Source organism: Massilia sp. ZL223 (assembly GCF_018119395.1).
GTDB lineage: Bacteria > Pseudomonadota > Gammaproteobacteria > Burkholderiales > Burkholderiaceae_D > Telluria.
In genome coordinates, this window is sequence record NZ_JAGPWD010000010.1 from 1 (window position 1) to 13,779 (window position 13,779).

Annotated in this window: 10 protein-coding genes; 3 read left to right on the top strand and 7 right to left on the bottom strand. The window is 66.9% G+C overall.

Annotated elements, in window-relative coordinates; all coding sequences use genetic code 11:
- Positions 1-574, top strand: a 574-nt coding sequence (locus KBW95_RS08725) for an EAL domain-containing protein (protein WP_211528004.1), incomplete at its 5' end; no start/stop codon positions are given.
- Between the two features lie 203 nt (positions 575-777).
- On the opposite strand, the gene KBW95_RS08730 is transcribed toward KBW95_RS08725, so the two are convergent.
- The 7 genes from KBW95_RS08730 to KBW95_RS08760 all read right to left on the bottom strand — a co-directional run bounded on the left by KBW95_RS08730 (position 778) and on the right by KBW95_RS08760 (position 9,072).
- Entirely contained in the window at positions 778-2,232 is a 1,455-nt protein-coding gene (locus tag KBW95_RS08730) for an NAD(P)(+) transhydrogenase (Re/Si-specific) subunit beta (RefSeq protein WP_211528005.1), read from the bottom strand.
- Complete coding sequence (locus tag KBW95_RS08735) at positions 2,229-2,543, bottom strand: NAD(P) transhydrogenase subunit alpha (RefSeq protein ID WP_211528006.1); 315 nt, start codon at positions 2,541-2,543, stop codon at positions 2,229-2,231. Before KBW95_RS08735 ends, KBW95_RS08730 begins: the two co-directional genes overlap by 4 nt.
- 30 nt (positions 2,544-2,573) lie before the next feature.
- The gene (locus tag KBW95_RS08740; protein ID WP_211528007.1) at positions 2,574-3,704 is read right to left on the bottom strand and encodes a Re/Si-specific NAD(P)(+) transhydrogenase subunit alpha; all 1,131 of its coding nucleotides are present in this window, start codon (positions 3,702-3,704) and stop codon (positions 2,574-2,576) included.
- 91 nt (positions 3,705-3,795) lie between these two features.
- Positions 3,796-5,379, bottom strand: a complete 1,584-nt coding sequence (locus KBW95_RS08745) for an isocitrate lyase (protein WP_211528008.1) — start codon at positions 5,377-5,379, stop codon at positions 3,796-3,798.
- Between the two features lie 545 nt (positions 5,380-5,924).
- Complete coding sequence (locus tag KBW95_RS08750; protein ID WP_211528009.1) at positions 5,925-6,929, bottom strand: hypothetical protein; 1,005 nt, start codon at positions 6,927-6,929, stop codon at positions 5,925-5,927.
- 203 nt (positions 6,930-7,132) lie between these two features.
- Entirely contained in the window at positions 7,133-8,416 is a 1,284-nt protein-coding gene (locus KBW95_RS08755) for an aspartyl/asparaginyl beta-hydroxylase domain-containing protein (protein ID WP_229429639.1), read from the bottom strand.
- Between the two features lie 134 nt (positions 8,417-8,550).
- On the bottom strand, positions 8,551-9,072 hold the full coding sequence (locus tag KBW95_RS08760) for a nuclear transport factor 2 family protein (protein ID WP_211528011.1): 522 nt from the start codon (positions 9,070-9,072) through the stop codon (positions 8,551-8,553).
- A gap of 192 nt (positions 9,073-9,264) precedes the next feature.
- Here KBW95_RS08760 and KBW95_RS08765 point away from each other — a divergent pair, with 192 nt between their 5' ends.
- Positions 9,265-11,196: a PAS domain S-box protein gene (locus KBW95_RS08765; protein ID WP_211528012.1), complete on the top strand. Its 1,932-nt coding sequence runs from the start codon at positions 9,265-9,267 to the stop codon at positions 11,194-11,196.
- Between the two features lie 54 nt (positions 11,197-11,250).
- On the top strand, positions 11,251-13,707 hold the full coding sequence (locus tag KBW95_RS08770) for a heavy metal translocating P-type ATPase (RefSeq protein WP_211528013.1): 2,457 nt from the start codon (positions 11,251-11,253) through the stop codon (positions 13,705-13,707).
- The last annotated feature ends 72 nt before the right edge of the window (positions 13,708-13,779 follow it).

Sequence of the window (13,779 nt, forward strand, 5' to 3'; positions counted from 1 at the left end):
CTGGGTGCTGCGCGCCGCCTGCGCGCAGGCGGCGGCCTGGCAGCGCGCCGGCCTCGGGCCCTTGCGCGTGGCCGTCAACCTGTCGTCGCGCCAGTTCAGGGATGCCGGGCTGCCCGAACTGGTCGCCCAGATCCTGCGCGACACGGCGCTGCCGTCCACCAGCCTGGAGATCGAACTCACCGAGAGCCTGATGATGGAGGATGTCGACACGGCGGTGGCGACCATGCGCGCGCTCAAGGCAATGGGTGTGCACCTGTCGATCGACGATTTCGGCACCGGCTACTCGAGCCTGTCCTACCTGAAGCGCTTTCCGGTGGACGTCCTGAAGATCGACCAGTCCTTCGTGCGCGACATCGGCCACGACGCCAGCAGCTCGGCCATGGTGGCGGCGATGATTTCGCTCTCCCACGAGCTCGGACTGCGCGTCATCGCCGAGGGCGTCGAGACCCGGGCCCAGTGGGACTACCTGCTGGGCCGGGGCTGCGACGAAGTCCAGGGGTATTACCTCAGCCGTCCCCTGCGCGGACGCGATTTCGAGCAGATGGTGCGCGAACGCCGCGCCGACGGGCACTGAGCTTGGCCGGCCGCGGGCTCGTCCCCGCCCTGAGGCGCGCCGGGGTGGCAAAGCGCGACCTCTAATCGCGCCTGCCAATCCTGGACGGCGGCCGCATCCACGCAAATATCAAGATACAGGCGCGCCCGCGCGCAGGAGGCGATTGCGGAATACGGGAAGGCCATGCATGCGCATGCCGGTCCGCGATCCTTGCATTCCCTAACTCAATCTACTGCCTTGACCATGTCTTCGATGACCTTCTTGGCGTCACCAAACACCATCATCGTGTTCGGCTGGTAGAACAAGTCGTTGTCCAGCCCCGCATAACCGGAAGCCATCGAGCGCTTGTTGACGATGATGCTCTTGGCCTTGTACGCCTCCAGGATCGGCATGCCGGCGATGGGCGACTTCGGATCCTTGGCCGCCGGGTTCACGACGTCATTCGCGCCCAGCACCAGCACCACGTCAGTCTGGCCGAACTCGGCGTTGATGTCCTCCATCTCGAACACCTGGTCGTAGGGCACTTCGGCTTCGGCCAGCAGCACGTTCATGTGGCCGGGCATGCGGCCCGCCACCGGGTGGATCGCGTAGCGCACCGAGACGCCCTTGTGGGTCAGCTTCTCCACCAGCTCCTTGAGAGAATGCTGCGCGCGCGCCACCGCCAGGCCGTAGCCGGGGACGATGATCACGGACTCGGCATTGGCCATGACGAAGCTCGCGTCGTCGGCCGACCCGGCCTTGACCGGGCGCTGTTCCTTGGCGCCGCCCGCTTCAACGGAGGCTTCGCCGCCGAAGCCACCCAGGATCACGTTGAAGAAGGAACGGTTCATCGCCTTGCACATGATGTACGACAGGATGGCGCCGCTCGAACCCACCAGCGAGCCGGCGATGATCAGCATCGAGTTATTCAGCGAGAAGCCGATGCCTGCGGCCGCCCAGCCCGAATACGAGTTCAGCATCGACACCACCACCGGCATGTCGGCGCCGCCGATCGGGATGATGATCAGGACGCCCAGGATGAAGGACAGCGCCGCCATGAGGATGAAGGGTTCCCACGCCGGCTCCACGCCTTCGGCGAAGCAGAACGCCAGGCCGAGCCCGATGATGGCGATGGCCAGCACGAGGTTCAGGATGTGCTGCCCGGCGAAGCGCACCGGCGCGCCCTGGAACAGGCGGAACTTGTATTTGCCCGACAGCTTGCCGAAGGCGATCACCGAGCCCGAAAAGGTCACCGCGCCCACGAAGGTACCGATGAACAGCTCCAGCCGGTTCCCGAAGGGCAGCGGCGTGGTGCGGGTGGCGATGTTGAAGGCCCAGGGCTCGGAGACGGCGGCCACCGCGATGCACACCGCGGCCAGGCCGATCAGCGAGTGCATCGCCGCGACGAGTTCCGGCATCTTGGTCATCTCGACCTTGCGGGCGGCGATGGCGCCGATGCCTCCGCCCACCGCCATGCCCAGCAGCACCAGGCCGAAGCCGAAGCCGCCGGTGGACAGCATTGCCTGCAGCTTGACGATCAGGGTCACGGTGGTCAGGACGGCAATGCCCATGCCGGCCATGCCGAATGCGTTACCCATGCGCGCGCTGGCAGGTGAAGACAGGCCCTTCAAGGCCTGGATGAAGCAGATCGAAGCCACCAGGTAGAGCAGGGTGACCATGTTCATGGAGATGGCGCTCATGACTTCGCACCTGCTTTGGCATTGCAGTCCTTCTTCTTGAACATCTCCAGCATGCGCTGGGTGACCATGAAGCCGCCGAATACGTTCACGGCGGCCAGGGCCACCGCGACGGTGCCTGCCACCTGGCCGGTGACGCCTTCGGTGAGGGCGGCGGCCAGCATGGCGCCGACGATGATGATGGCGGAAACGGCGTTGGTGACGGCCATCAGCGGCGTGTGCAGGGCCGGGGTGACGGTCCAGACCACGTGGTAGCCGACGTAGACGGCCAGCACGAAGATGATGAGGTTGATGATGGTATGACTGACTTCCATAAGAACTCCCCGTTTGCTTCCTTCTTGTCTTTATGCAGCCGCCTTCATGCGGCCATGCAGGACTTCCCGGCCGGCGCAGACCAGCGTGGCTTTGATGATCTCGTCCTCGCGGTCGACGACGAGCTTGCCGTCCTTGTCGATGATCAGCTTGAGGAAATCCAGCACGTTGCGGGCGTACAGCGCGGAGGCGTCGGCTGCGACGAGCGTCGCCAGGTCGGGCTGGCCGATGATGTGCACGCCGTGCTTGACCACGGTCTTGCCGAGTTCGGTCAGCGGGCAGTTGCCGCCCTGGGCCACGGCCATGTCGACGATTACCGAGCCGGGTTTCATCGCCTTGACGGTATCCTCGGAGATCAGGACCGGCGCCTTGCGGCCCGGGATCAGCGCCGTGGTGACGATGATGTCGGCCAGCTTGGCGCGCTCGTGCACCAGTTCGGCCTGGCGCCGCATCCAGTCCGCGGGCATCGGACGGGCGTAGCCGCCTTCACCCTTGGCGATTTCGCGCTCCTCCTCGGTGAGGTAGGGCACGTCGATGAACTTGGCGCCCAGCGACTCCACCTGTTCCTTGACCGGCGGACGCACGTCGGACGCCTCGATCACGGCGCCCAGGCGCTTGGCGGTGGCGATGGCCTGCAAACCGGCCACACCGACACCCATGATCAGCACGCGTGCGGCCTTGACGGTGCCGGCGGCGGTCATCAGCATGGGCATGAAGCGCTGGTAGGTGTTCGCGGCCAGCATCACGGCCTTGTAGCCGGCGATGTTGGCCTGGGAGGAGAGCACGTCCATCGACTGCGCCCGGGTGATGCGCGGCGCCGCCTCCAGGGCGAAGGCAAACAGGCCGCTGTCGGCCATGGCGGCCAGGTTGCCGGTATCGAAAGGGTCCAGCATTCCGACCAGTACTGCGTCGGGTTTCATTTGTGTGCGTTCCTGCGGATTCGGTGCGCGCACCTTGAGTACTACATCGGCCCCAAGGGCATCGGCGGCTGTCCCGACGATGGCGCCGGCTGCCCTGAATGCATCGTCGGTGATCGCCGCCTGCAGGCCTGCGCCCGACTCAACGATCACATGATGTCTGGCTGCGAGCTTCTTGACTGTTTCGGGTGTGGCTGCCACCCGCGTTTCCGCCGGATGTGATTCCGCCGGTATACCAATTTTCATGGCTATTCCCTTGACTTGCTATCGGTATCGCTGTCGAACGAACAAGCGCCGCCGGGCAAGCGCAGAAGCGCCGGCCGGCGGCGCTCCTTGCTTAGAACTGGTTCATCGTGTTGTGCTTGCCGCCGGCCTTCAGCGCCGCTTCGCCGCTGAAGTACTCCTTGTGGTCGTCACCGATGTCCGAACCGGACATGTTCTGGTGCTTGACGCAGGCGATGCCCTGGCGGATTTCCTTGCGCTGCACGCCGGCCACGTAGCCCAGCATGCCCTGTTCGCCGAAGTATTCCTTGGCCAGGTTGTCAGTCGACAGCGCGGCGGTGTGGTAGGTCGGCAGGGTGATCAGGTGGTGGAAGATGCCGGCTTCGCGGGCCGCGTCGGCCTGGAAGGTGCGGATGCGCTCGTCCGCTTCGCGCGCCAGGGCCGAATCGTCGTACTCGGCGCTCATCAGCTGGCCGCGCTCGTAGGCCGAGACGTCCTCGCCGCGGGCCTTCATGGCATCGAACACCTGCTGGCGGAAGTTCAGGGTCCAGTTGAAGGACGGGCTGTTGTTATAGACCAGCTTGGCGTTCGGGATGACCTTGCGGATCTCGCTGACCATGCCCCCGATCTGGGCGATGTGCGGTTTCTCGGTTTCGATCCACAGCAGGTCGGCGCCGTTCTGCAGCGAGGTGATGCAATCCAGGACGCAGCGCGCCTCGCCGGTGCCTTCGCGGAACTGGAACAGGTTGCTTGGCAGGCGTTTCGGGCGCAGCAGTTTGCCGTCGCGCTTGATGATCACGTCGCCGTTGTTCAGGTCGCCGGCGGCGATTTCCTCGGCGTCCAGGAAGCTGTTGTACTGGTCGCCCAGGTCACCCGGCTCGCGGGTGAAGGCGATCTGCTTGGTCAGGCCGGCGCCCAGCGAGTCGGTACGCGCGACGATGACACCGTCGTCCACGCCCAGCTCCAGGAAGGCGTAGCGCACGGCGCGGATCTTGGCCAGGAAGTCCTCGTGCGGCACGGTGACCTTGCCGTCCTGGTGGCCGCACTGCTTCTCGTCCGACACCTGGTTTTCGATCTGGATGCAGCAGGCGCCCGCCTCGATCATCTGCTTGGCCATCAGGTAGGTCGCCTCGGCGTTGCCGAAGCCGGCGTCGATGTCGGCGATGATCGGCACCACGTGGGTGACGAAGTTGTCGATCTTGTCCTGGATCGCGGCGCGCGCGTCCGCGGTGTCGGCGGCGTCCAGCTGGCGGAACAGGCCGCCCAGTTCGCGGGCATCGGCCTGGCGCAGGAAGGTGTACAGCTCCTTGATCAGCGAGGCGACCGCGGTCTTCTCGTGCATCGACTGGTCCGGCAGCGGGCCGAATTCCGAACGCAGTGCGGCGACCATCCAGCCCGACAGGTAGAGGTAGCGGCGTTCGGTACTGGCGAAGTGCTTCTTAATAGAGATCATCTTCTGCTGGCCGATGAAACCGTGCCAGCAGCCCAGCGACTGCGTGTACTTGGACGGATCGGCATCGTAGGCGGCCATGTCCCGGCGCATGATGCCGGCGGTGTAGCGAGCGATGTCCAGGCCGGTCTTGAAGCGGTTCTGGGCGCGCATGCGGGCGGCAGACTCGGGATTGATGGCGGCCCAGCCGCTGCCTGCCTGTTCCTTGAGGCGGGTGAGGGACTGGATATCGTTCTGGTACTGGGACATGTCGAGCTCCTGAGTGGTGATTGAAATCGTCTGCGCTTTCCCGAGCTGCCGAGCAGGCCCGGGGCGTGTTCGCATGAGTTCATGATAAGACAGGTCAGAAGAAGATTTCATGTCTTATATAAGACATATGACATAAAACTTATCGCCGAAATATCAAGCACTTACGTGCTTGGTTTCGGGATGCGGGAAGGAATTTTGCGAAACGAGATATCGGCGGGTGTCGCAGAGGGTTGAGAATATTACGATGTGAAATGCGGTTCGGCTGTATGAAATGCGCCGCGAGCCGTAGACCGTTGGCTAGTAGCCACCAGCCACCAGCCACCAGCCATCAGCCGCCAGCCGCCAGCCGCCGGCCGTAGGCCGGTGCATTGCTACTCACTGGAAGGATCAACAGCTCCATGCCGACTGTTCGACAGGCGGTAGAACCTGCGATCGGCCTGGCAACGGGCAAAGCCGCAATGCCAGTAAGGGGGAAAAGGTGGCTGGACCGCCGCGAGGCGGGCGCGAACGTGATGCCGCGCGCATCCAAACCGCAGTCACGCGACTCAGGGCGTAGGCACCTCCGCCCATGCCGAGGTTTCCGCGGCGCGCGCCCGGAAGTTCTCATGCTTGACCGTGATTCGCCGCTCCTCGCCGGCACGTAGGAAAAGCTCCCGCGTTACGCTGGCATAGGTGATACCCGAGGCTGCGACGCCATTTTGTGCCTGGGCGGGCGCCGTGCCGTCCCCCGTATCCATCGAGACCTTCACCCACGGGTCGCCCGGCGTCTCGTAGACAGCGCCGGCTACGCCACCCACGCGAATTTGCCGGTCGCAGTCGCTGGGTGGAATCAGCAATTGAGCGGCCGCACCGTCCCCATTCTTCGCCTCGATCCGCCGGGATCCGCTGCCGCACAAGCGCGGCGGCTTCGGTGCGACATAGGACGGAACGTGGAAGGCCGCGGTATAGCTCGCCCCTCCCACCGTCGCGTTGACATTGCCGACGATTTCTTCCCCGTCGCGCGGCACCGCGATGGTTTTTTCTCCTTCAAAATTGGAAGGGAAGGCGGCGTCCAGGGTACGCCCGTTGACCGCGACTTCGAGCTTGCCGGGATTGGCCAGGCCGGGCGGATGGCGCCAGCCCACCACGACGTCCACCGATTTTCGGGTGCCTCTGACGGGATAGGCGAACAAGCCGCTCGAATGCGAGGCGACACAAGCCCGCCAGGCCGGAATGGCCTGTTCAGGCAGACTGCTGGACAAGGTTTCCCTGGCGTTGCTGCTCGTGAAAGTGCTTGCCTGCTGGTTGAGATAGCGCCGGCGCTTTTCATCGAAGCTTTGGTAGTCTCCCGAAAAATAGCCGGGTACGTCCGCACTCGCATCCTGCTTGATCTTTCCATAGTTGGACACATCGATCAAACTCAGCCAGGCGCTGAAGACCTGGTTGCTTTGCCTGGCGCGGGAGATGTTTTTAGTGAGCAGCACGTTGTCGCACTCGGAAGGAACGGCAGCGGCGGCGCCAGCCCCGAGCGTCAAGGACAGGGATAGCAACAGGATCAGCTTCGTCTGCATGTTCGTTCTCCCGATGGTGCGTATGGTCCGAAGGCAAGAGGTGTGGCGAGACGCTTCCGACGGATCCCCTGAGCTGAAGCAGGGGCCACCGAGCGATCACCCGACCGTTTGACTCATCGCCGGGGACGAAGTTTGGGCAGCGCCGCGCAAGAGCACCGGGCGGCTACGGAGATCTGCGATAGATCAAGTCCGCGTGATCCCGCTTAGAGCGCGAACCCGCCTGCCGTCTGGGTGAACTGGTTGATCCCCGCCGTCATCGCCGTGATCATGGCCCGCTCCGCCGCCGACAGCTGCGGATGCCAGATGTCGAAGATCAGGACCACGCGCAACTGCGCGCTGTCGTTCCAGGCCTCGTGCTCGATGGTGTCGTCGAACACCCAGGCCTTGCCGGGCTCCCACGCGCGGGTGTCGTTCCCGACCCGGAAGCCGCAGCCGGGCGGCACGATCAGGGGCAGGTGGGTCACCAGGCGCACATTGCTGACTCCGGTATGCGGCGGAATGCGGGTGCGTGGCTTGAGCACGGAGAACATGGCGCTCGGCGTGCGCCCCGGCTGGTCGGGCTGGGGCGCGCCGCGCAGCGCTTCCATCGTGCGCGGACAGCGCTCGGCGTGCCCGGCGACCGGCTTGCCCTTGTCGATCAGGTGGTAGGCGCTCCAGTCGAGCGACTTGTTGAGGCCGGCCCACTGGTTCAGTGGCTGGTCTTCGGCATAGTTGATATACGGCGCAAAGCCTTCTTCCCGGGCCAGCACCGCCAGGAACTCGGACCGGATGTCGGCGGTGGCCGCCTCCAGCGCATCCAGCCAGGGAAACGCGCTGCGCGGGAAGAAGCTGACCGGCGCCAGGCCCTGGTAGTGGAACAGGGCGGGCTGGGAGTCGTAGCGCCGCTTGCGGCCGGTCATGATGTCGAGCGAGTCGCGGAAGCGTTGCAGGTCTGCGCCTTGCAGCTCGCGCAACTGGGGCGCCAGGAAGGCGTCGAGGAAATCGCCGAACTCGCGGTTGTAGGCGGCATGCCAGTCGAGCGCCTCGCGTACCGCCGGCTGCAGGTCGGCAGGCAGCGTGTGCAGCGGCGGCGCCACGGCGGCCACCGCGGCGCAGGCGCCGGCGGCCGCCTGGCGCTTGCCCTGGCGGATGTAGAGGCGGCTGCGCAGCACCAGCGCCACCAGGTCGTAGGGATCGAGTGTCAGGGCGCCGCTCAGCGCCGCTTCCTCGCCGTCCTCGTCCTTCTGCGCCAGGCAGAGCACGGCCAGGTTGAGCCATTGCTGCTTGTCGCGGCCGTCGGCCCGGACCAGGCGCTCGAGCAGCGCGCGCGCCTGCGGCAGTCGGCCGGCGCTGAAGGCATCGTGGGCGAGGGCGCGCAGGGCGCGCGGGTGGCCGGGGGCGCGGGCGAGGATGGTTTCCCAGTACTGGAGCGCACGCCCCCGGTCGCCCCGTCCGTCCGCCTGCAGCGCCTGCTGTTCGAGCACCGCGATTTCCCTGTCGTCCGCCATGCGCATCGCCCCCGCCTCGTGTCGTATGTACGCGGGGATTTTTGTCCATGTGTATGCGTGTTGGCAAGCAATATTTACATCAGGCCATTTCTTCAGACGGCGACGGGGCCCCCTCCATAGCAGCCTGGCAGGCGTTACTGAAGGGGCAGCGGGCGCGCATCCGGGGCGGGGATGCCCGCCGGGCGGATCTCGGTGCTCTGGTGCAGGGTGTTGCGCCAGCCGTCCGGCTGCAGGGTCCAGACCCGCACGTAGCGCCCGCGGAACTGGCGCAGCGCGTTCAGGCTTTGCATCCGGGCGTGGAAGCGCCCGGTAACCACGGCGGCGCGGCCGTTGCCGAGCACGGTGATTTCCATGTCGTCCAGGCCGTAGCCGCTCATCCTGAATTCGTTGCGCATCAGCGCCTGCAGGAATTCGGTCTTGGTACGCACCCGGCCGTTGCTCTCTACATGGTAGTACTCGCCGCCGATCAGCTTGCGCAAGGTGTCGATGTCGCCGCTCGCCACCGCTGCCGCGCGCTTGCGTTCGGCGTCACGAATGGAAGCGGCTGCGGTGTCGCCCGCTGCTGCTGCGGCGGCGGCGGCGGCGCCCATGGCATCGAAGGCATGGGATGGGCCGGAGAGCAGGGCGGCGGCAAGGAAGAAAGGCAGGGTGCGCATGTGTGGCGGAAACTGTGATGACCGCAGACAGTATATAAATTCCTGACTGTAAGATTGTAACGAAATATTGCTTTTGCAAGTCACATTCAGACATCGGCCATTGTCTTGAAGCGGCGGGGACATCTGATACAGTGGTTCCCACGCAGCGCCGCTGTGGCTGCCGCCCCTTTCACTTCACGCCAAAACGACGACATGCCTGCCGCTCCTTTGCCGTCCGACGAAGCCGAACGCCTGGCGCTGCTGCACGCCCTGGCCCTGCTCGACACGCCCGCCGAGCCGCTGTTCGACCGCGTCACGCGGCTGGCGAGCAGGCTGCTGGGCGTGCCGATGGCGCTGTTCACCCTGATCGATGCCGAGCGCCAGTGGTTCAAGTCGCGCGTCGGACTCGACGAGACGGAAACCCCGCGCGAGCTCGCATTCTGCGCCCACGCGATCCTCCACGACGCGCCGCTCGTGGTGCCGGATGCGACCCAGGACGAGCGTTTCCGCAGCAACCCGCTGGTCACCGGGGCGCCGAATATCCGCTTCTACGCGGGCGTGCCGATCCGCACCGGCGCGGAGCTGGCGATCGGCACCCTATGCGTGGTCGACACCCAGCCGAGGGAGCTCGGCGACGAGGACCTGGCGGTGCTGGCCGACCTGGCCGCGATCATCACCGAGGAAGTCCGCTACCGCGAACGGCTGGCGGTGGCGCGCGACCAGCTGGCGCGCACGGGCGAGGTGCTCGGCGCGAGCGAGGCGCGCTTCCGCGCGGTGTTCGAGGCGGCCGTGGTCGGCATCGCCCTGGTCTTGCCCGACGGGACCTGGGTCAGTGTCAACCCGGCCCTGTGCCAGATCCTCGGCTATACCGAGCAGGAGCTGCTGGGGATCCGCTTCCCGGAAATCACTTATCCGCCCGATCGCGCCGAGGACGCCGAACTGATCCGGCGCCTGCACGCCGGCGAGATCGAACGCTTGACCCGCCAGAAACGCTATGTGCGCAAGGACGGCAGCCTGGTCTGGATCCAGGTCGATGTCTCGCGCAAGCTGGGGCCGAGCGGCGAGCACGAGTACAACGTCGCGGTGGTCAAGGACATCGACGCCCAGAAGCGGGCGGAGCAAGAGGTGGCCGCGCTGCACGCCGACCTCGAACGGCGGGTCGACGAGCGCACGCGCGCGCTGCAGGAAGCCATCCAGCGCCAGCGCCAGGCCGAGCAGGACCTGCGCGCGCGCGAGGTCCAGCTGCGCACCGTGATCGAGAACGCCTACGACGCCTACATCAGCCTCGACCGCCACGGCCGGGTCACGGCCTGGAACCGCCAGGCCGAGGAGACTTTCGGCTGGCGCGCCGAAGAGGCGCTCGGCGCCACGCTGGAACGCCTGATCATCCCGCCCGAGCTGGCCGGCGCCCACCAGGCCGGCATGCGGCGCTACCTGTCGACCGGGGTGGCGAAGGTGGTCGACCGCCGCCTGGAACTGCCCGCCGTGCGGCGCGACGGCAGCCGCCTGATGGTGGAGCTGCGGCTGCGGGCCCTTGACATCGACGGCGAGCCGCTGTTCAGCGCCTTCCTGCACGACATTACGGAGCGCAAGGAAGCCGAGGCGCGGCGCGAATACGAAAGCCGCCACGACCTGCTGACCGGCCTGCCGAACCGGCGCGCGCTGATGGAAGCCCTGCCGGTGGTGCAGTCGCGCGCCGGCCGCAGCGGCCGCACCATGGGCCTGCTGTTCCTCGACCTGGACGGCTTCAAGGCCATCAATGACGAATTCGGCCACGATGCGGGCGACGCCCTGCTGCGGGTGCTCGCCGACCGCCTGCGCGCCGCGGTGCGCAAGACCGACAGCGTGTTCCGCCTTGCGGGCGACGAGTTCACCGTGGTGCTCGAAGACCTGGGCGAGACCAGGATGGACGCGCACGCCGTCGCCGCCAAGCTGATCGACGTCCTGTCCGAGCCGGCCAGCCTGTGGAATACCCAGGTCCAGGTCGGGGCCAGCGTCGGCATCGCGTTGTGCCCGCCGGGCGCCGGCCTGGGCCCCGAGGCGCTGATCCGCGAGGCCGACCAGCGCATGTACGAGGCCAAGCGTGCCGGGCGCGGCTGCATCAGGCCGGAAGCCCAGCCGGAAGTTGTTCAACAAAGCCCTTGACCTTCCCATCGTGGGAAGGAATATGCTGTCCATATGTGATCGAGGAGAAAGCATATGGATACCGAAGTAGAAAGCCGCGACACGACCCTGCGCATCGGCGGCATGACCTGCGCGTCCTGCGTGGCGCGGGTCGAAAAGGCGCTGCAGGCGGTGCCGGGCGTGGAAAGCGCCAGCGTCAACCTGGCGACGGAGAAAGCGACCGTGCACGGCGCCGCCGCGCCCGAGGCGCTGCGCGAGGCGGTGCAGGCGGCCGGTTACGAAGCCGCCGAGGTGGAAGAGGGCGCACCGGCGATTGCGCCCGAGGCGGCTGGCAAGGGCGGCCTGCCGTCCTGGTGGCCGGTGGCTGCCGCGGCGCTGCTGAGCATTCCGCTGGTGGCGCCGATGGCCGGCCAGCTGTTCGGCATGGATTGGATGCTGCCCGGCTGGATCCAGCTGCTGCTGGCGACCCCGGTCCAGTTCTGGCTCGGCGCGCGCTTCTACCGCGCCGGCTGGAAGGCCTTGCGCGCCTTCAGCGGCAACATGGACTTGCTGGTGGCGATCGGCACCAGCGCCGCCTACGGCCTCTCGCTCTACCTGCTGCTGTCGCACGGCGGCCATGCCCACCTGTACTTCGAATCGTCGGCGGTCGTCATCACCCTGGTCCTGCTGGGCAAATGGCTGGAAGGCCGCGCCAAGCGCCAGACGGTGCAGGCGATCGAGGCGCTGGAAGCGCTGCGCGCTAGTTCCGCCCTGGTGCGCAGGGACGGGCGCGAGCTTCGCGTGCCGCTGGCCGAACTGGCCAAGGGCGACCTGATGGTGGTGCTGCCGGGCGAACGCCTGCCGGCCGACGGCCTGGTCGAGGAGGGCGCCAGCCACCTGGACGAGTCGCTGCTGACCGGCGAGAGCCTGCCGGTGGCGAAGAGGGCAGGCGACAAGGCGACCGGCGGCGCGGTCAATGGCGAAGGCTTGCTGCTGGTGCGGGCGACGGCGGTCGGCGCGGAGTCGATGCTGTCGCAGATCATCCGCATGGTGGAGGATGCGCAGGCGGTGAAGGCGCCGATCCAGCGCCTGGTCGACCGCGTCAGCGCGGTGTTCGTGCCGGTCGTCCTGCTCATCTCGCTGCTTACCTTGATTGGATGGGGCCTGCTCACCGGCGACTGGCAGCAGGCGCTGCTCAACGCGGTGGCGGTGCAGGTGATCGCCTGCCCCTGTGCGCTGGGCCTGGCCACGCCGACCGCGATCATGGTCGGCACCGGCGCGGCGGCGCGCCACGGCATCCTGATCAAGGACGCCGAAGCGCTGGAAACCGCGCATGCGGTGGACGTCGTCGTGTTCGACAAGACCGGCACCCTGACCGAGGGCAAACCGGCGGTGGCGGCGGTGGAAGGCGGCGACGGGGCGGCGGTGCTGCAGCTGGCCTGGGCGGTGCAGCAGTACAGCGCCCACCCGCTGGCGCGCGCCGTGGCCGAAGCGGCGGCGGAGCGTGGCCTGCATCTGATGGAAGCCAGCGAGGCGGCGGCCCTGCCGGGACGCGGCGTGCGCGCCGAGGTCGGTGGCGCCAGCGTCTTCCTGGGTAACCGCCGCCTGATGGAAGAACTGGGCGTGCGCGACGGCCTGGAGACTGCGGCGGCCCACGAACAGGCAGGGCGCACCGTGTCCTGGCTGGCCGAGCGGCGCGGAGAACGGGTGAAGGTACTGGGTCTGCTGGCCTTCGGCGACCGCCTCAAGCCCGGCGCGCAGGCAGCCGTGGCGCGTCTCAAGGCCATGGGTGTGGAACCCGTGATGCTGACCGGGGACAACCAGGGCGCCGCGCAGGCGGTGGCGGCCCAGCTGGGCATCGCGCGCTTCCACGCCGAGGTGCTCCCGGCCGACAAGGCGAGAGTGGTCGAGCTGCTGCGCCAGGACGGGAAAAAGGTCGCCATGGTCGGCGACGGCATCAACGACGCGCCGGCGCTGGCCGCGGCCGATGTCGGCATGGCCATGGCCGGCGGCACCGACGTCGCCATGCATACGGCGGGCGTGACCCTGATGCGCGGCGATCCCGGCCTGGTGCCGGACGCCATCGCCGTGTCGCAGCGCAGCTACCGCAAGATCCGCCAGAACCTGGGCTGGGCCTTCGTCTACAACCTGATCGGCGTGCCGCTGGCCGCCTTCGGCCTGCTCAATCCGGTCCTGGCCGGCGCCGCGATGGCGCTCAGTTCCGTGAGCGTGGTCGCCAACGCGCTGCTGCTGCGCCGCTGGGAGCCGGCCGCGCGTATGCATGCCGAAGCACCGATTTCAATCACCACCGGGGCCGCCGCGCCCTACCAACAAGGAGGAAACACCATGTATGAACTCACCGTGGAAGGCATGAGCTGCGGCCACTGCGTCGGCCGCGTCACCAAGTCGGTCCAGGACGTCGACCAGGACGCCAAGGTCGCCATCGACCTGCCGACCAAGAAGGTGCGCATCGACAGCCAGGCCGACCTGGAGCAGATCGCCGCCGCCATCGACGCGGCCGGCTATCCGGTCAGCGCACGTTCGGCTGCCTGATCAGGTGCCGGCGGCGATAGCGATATCAGGTCAAAAAATCTGTACCGCCGGTATCAATTACGTTATATTTTG

Bases quoted from the DNA above. Each gene is read 5' to 3' on its own strand.
- KBW95_RS08730 (WP_211528005.1), bottom strand. From the start codon at position 2,232: ATGAGCGCCATCTCCATGAACATGGTCACCCTGCTCTACCTGGTGGCT.
- KBW95_RS08735 (WP_211528006.1), bottom strand. From the start codon at position 2,543: ATGGAAGTCAGTCATACCATCATCAACCTCATCATCTTCGTGCTGGCC.
- KBW95_RS08740 (WP_211528007.1), bottom strand. From the start codon at position 3,704: ATGAAAATTGGTATACCGGCGGAATCACATCCGGCGGAAACGCGGGTG.
- KBW95_RS08745 (WP_211528008.1), bottom strand. From the start codon at position 5,379: ATGTCCCAGTACCAGAACGATATCCAGTCCCTCACCCGCCTCAAGGAA.
- KBW95_RS08750 (WP_211528009.1), bottom strand. From the start codon at position 6,929: ATGCAGACGAAGCTGATCCTGTTGCTATCCCTGTCCTTGACGCTCGGG.
- KBW95_RS08755 (WP_229429639.1), bottom strand. From the start codon at position 8,416: ATGGCGGACGACAGGGAAATCGCGGTGCTCGAACAGCAGGCGCTGCAG.
- KBW95_RS08760 (WP_211528011.1), bottom strand. From the start codon at position 9,072: ATGCGCACCCTGCCTTTCTTCCTTGCCGCCGCCCTGCTCTCCGGCCCA.
- KBW95_RS08765 (WP_211528012.1), top strand. From the start codon at position 9,265: ATGCCTGCCGCTCCTTTGCCGTCCGACGAAGCCGAACGCCTGGCGCTG.
- KBW95_RS08770 (WP_211528013.1), top strand. From the start codon at position 11,251: ATGGATACCGAAGTAGAAAGCCGCGACACGACCCTGCGCATCGGCGGC.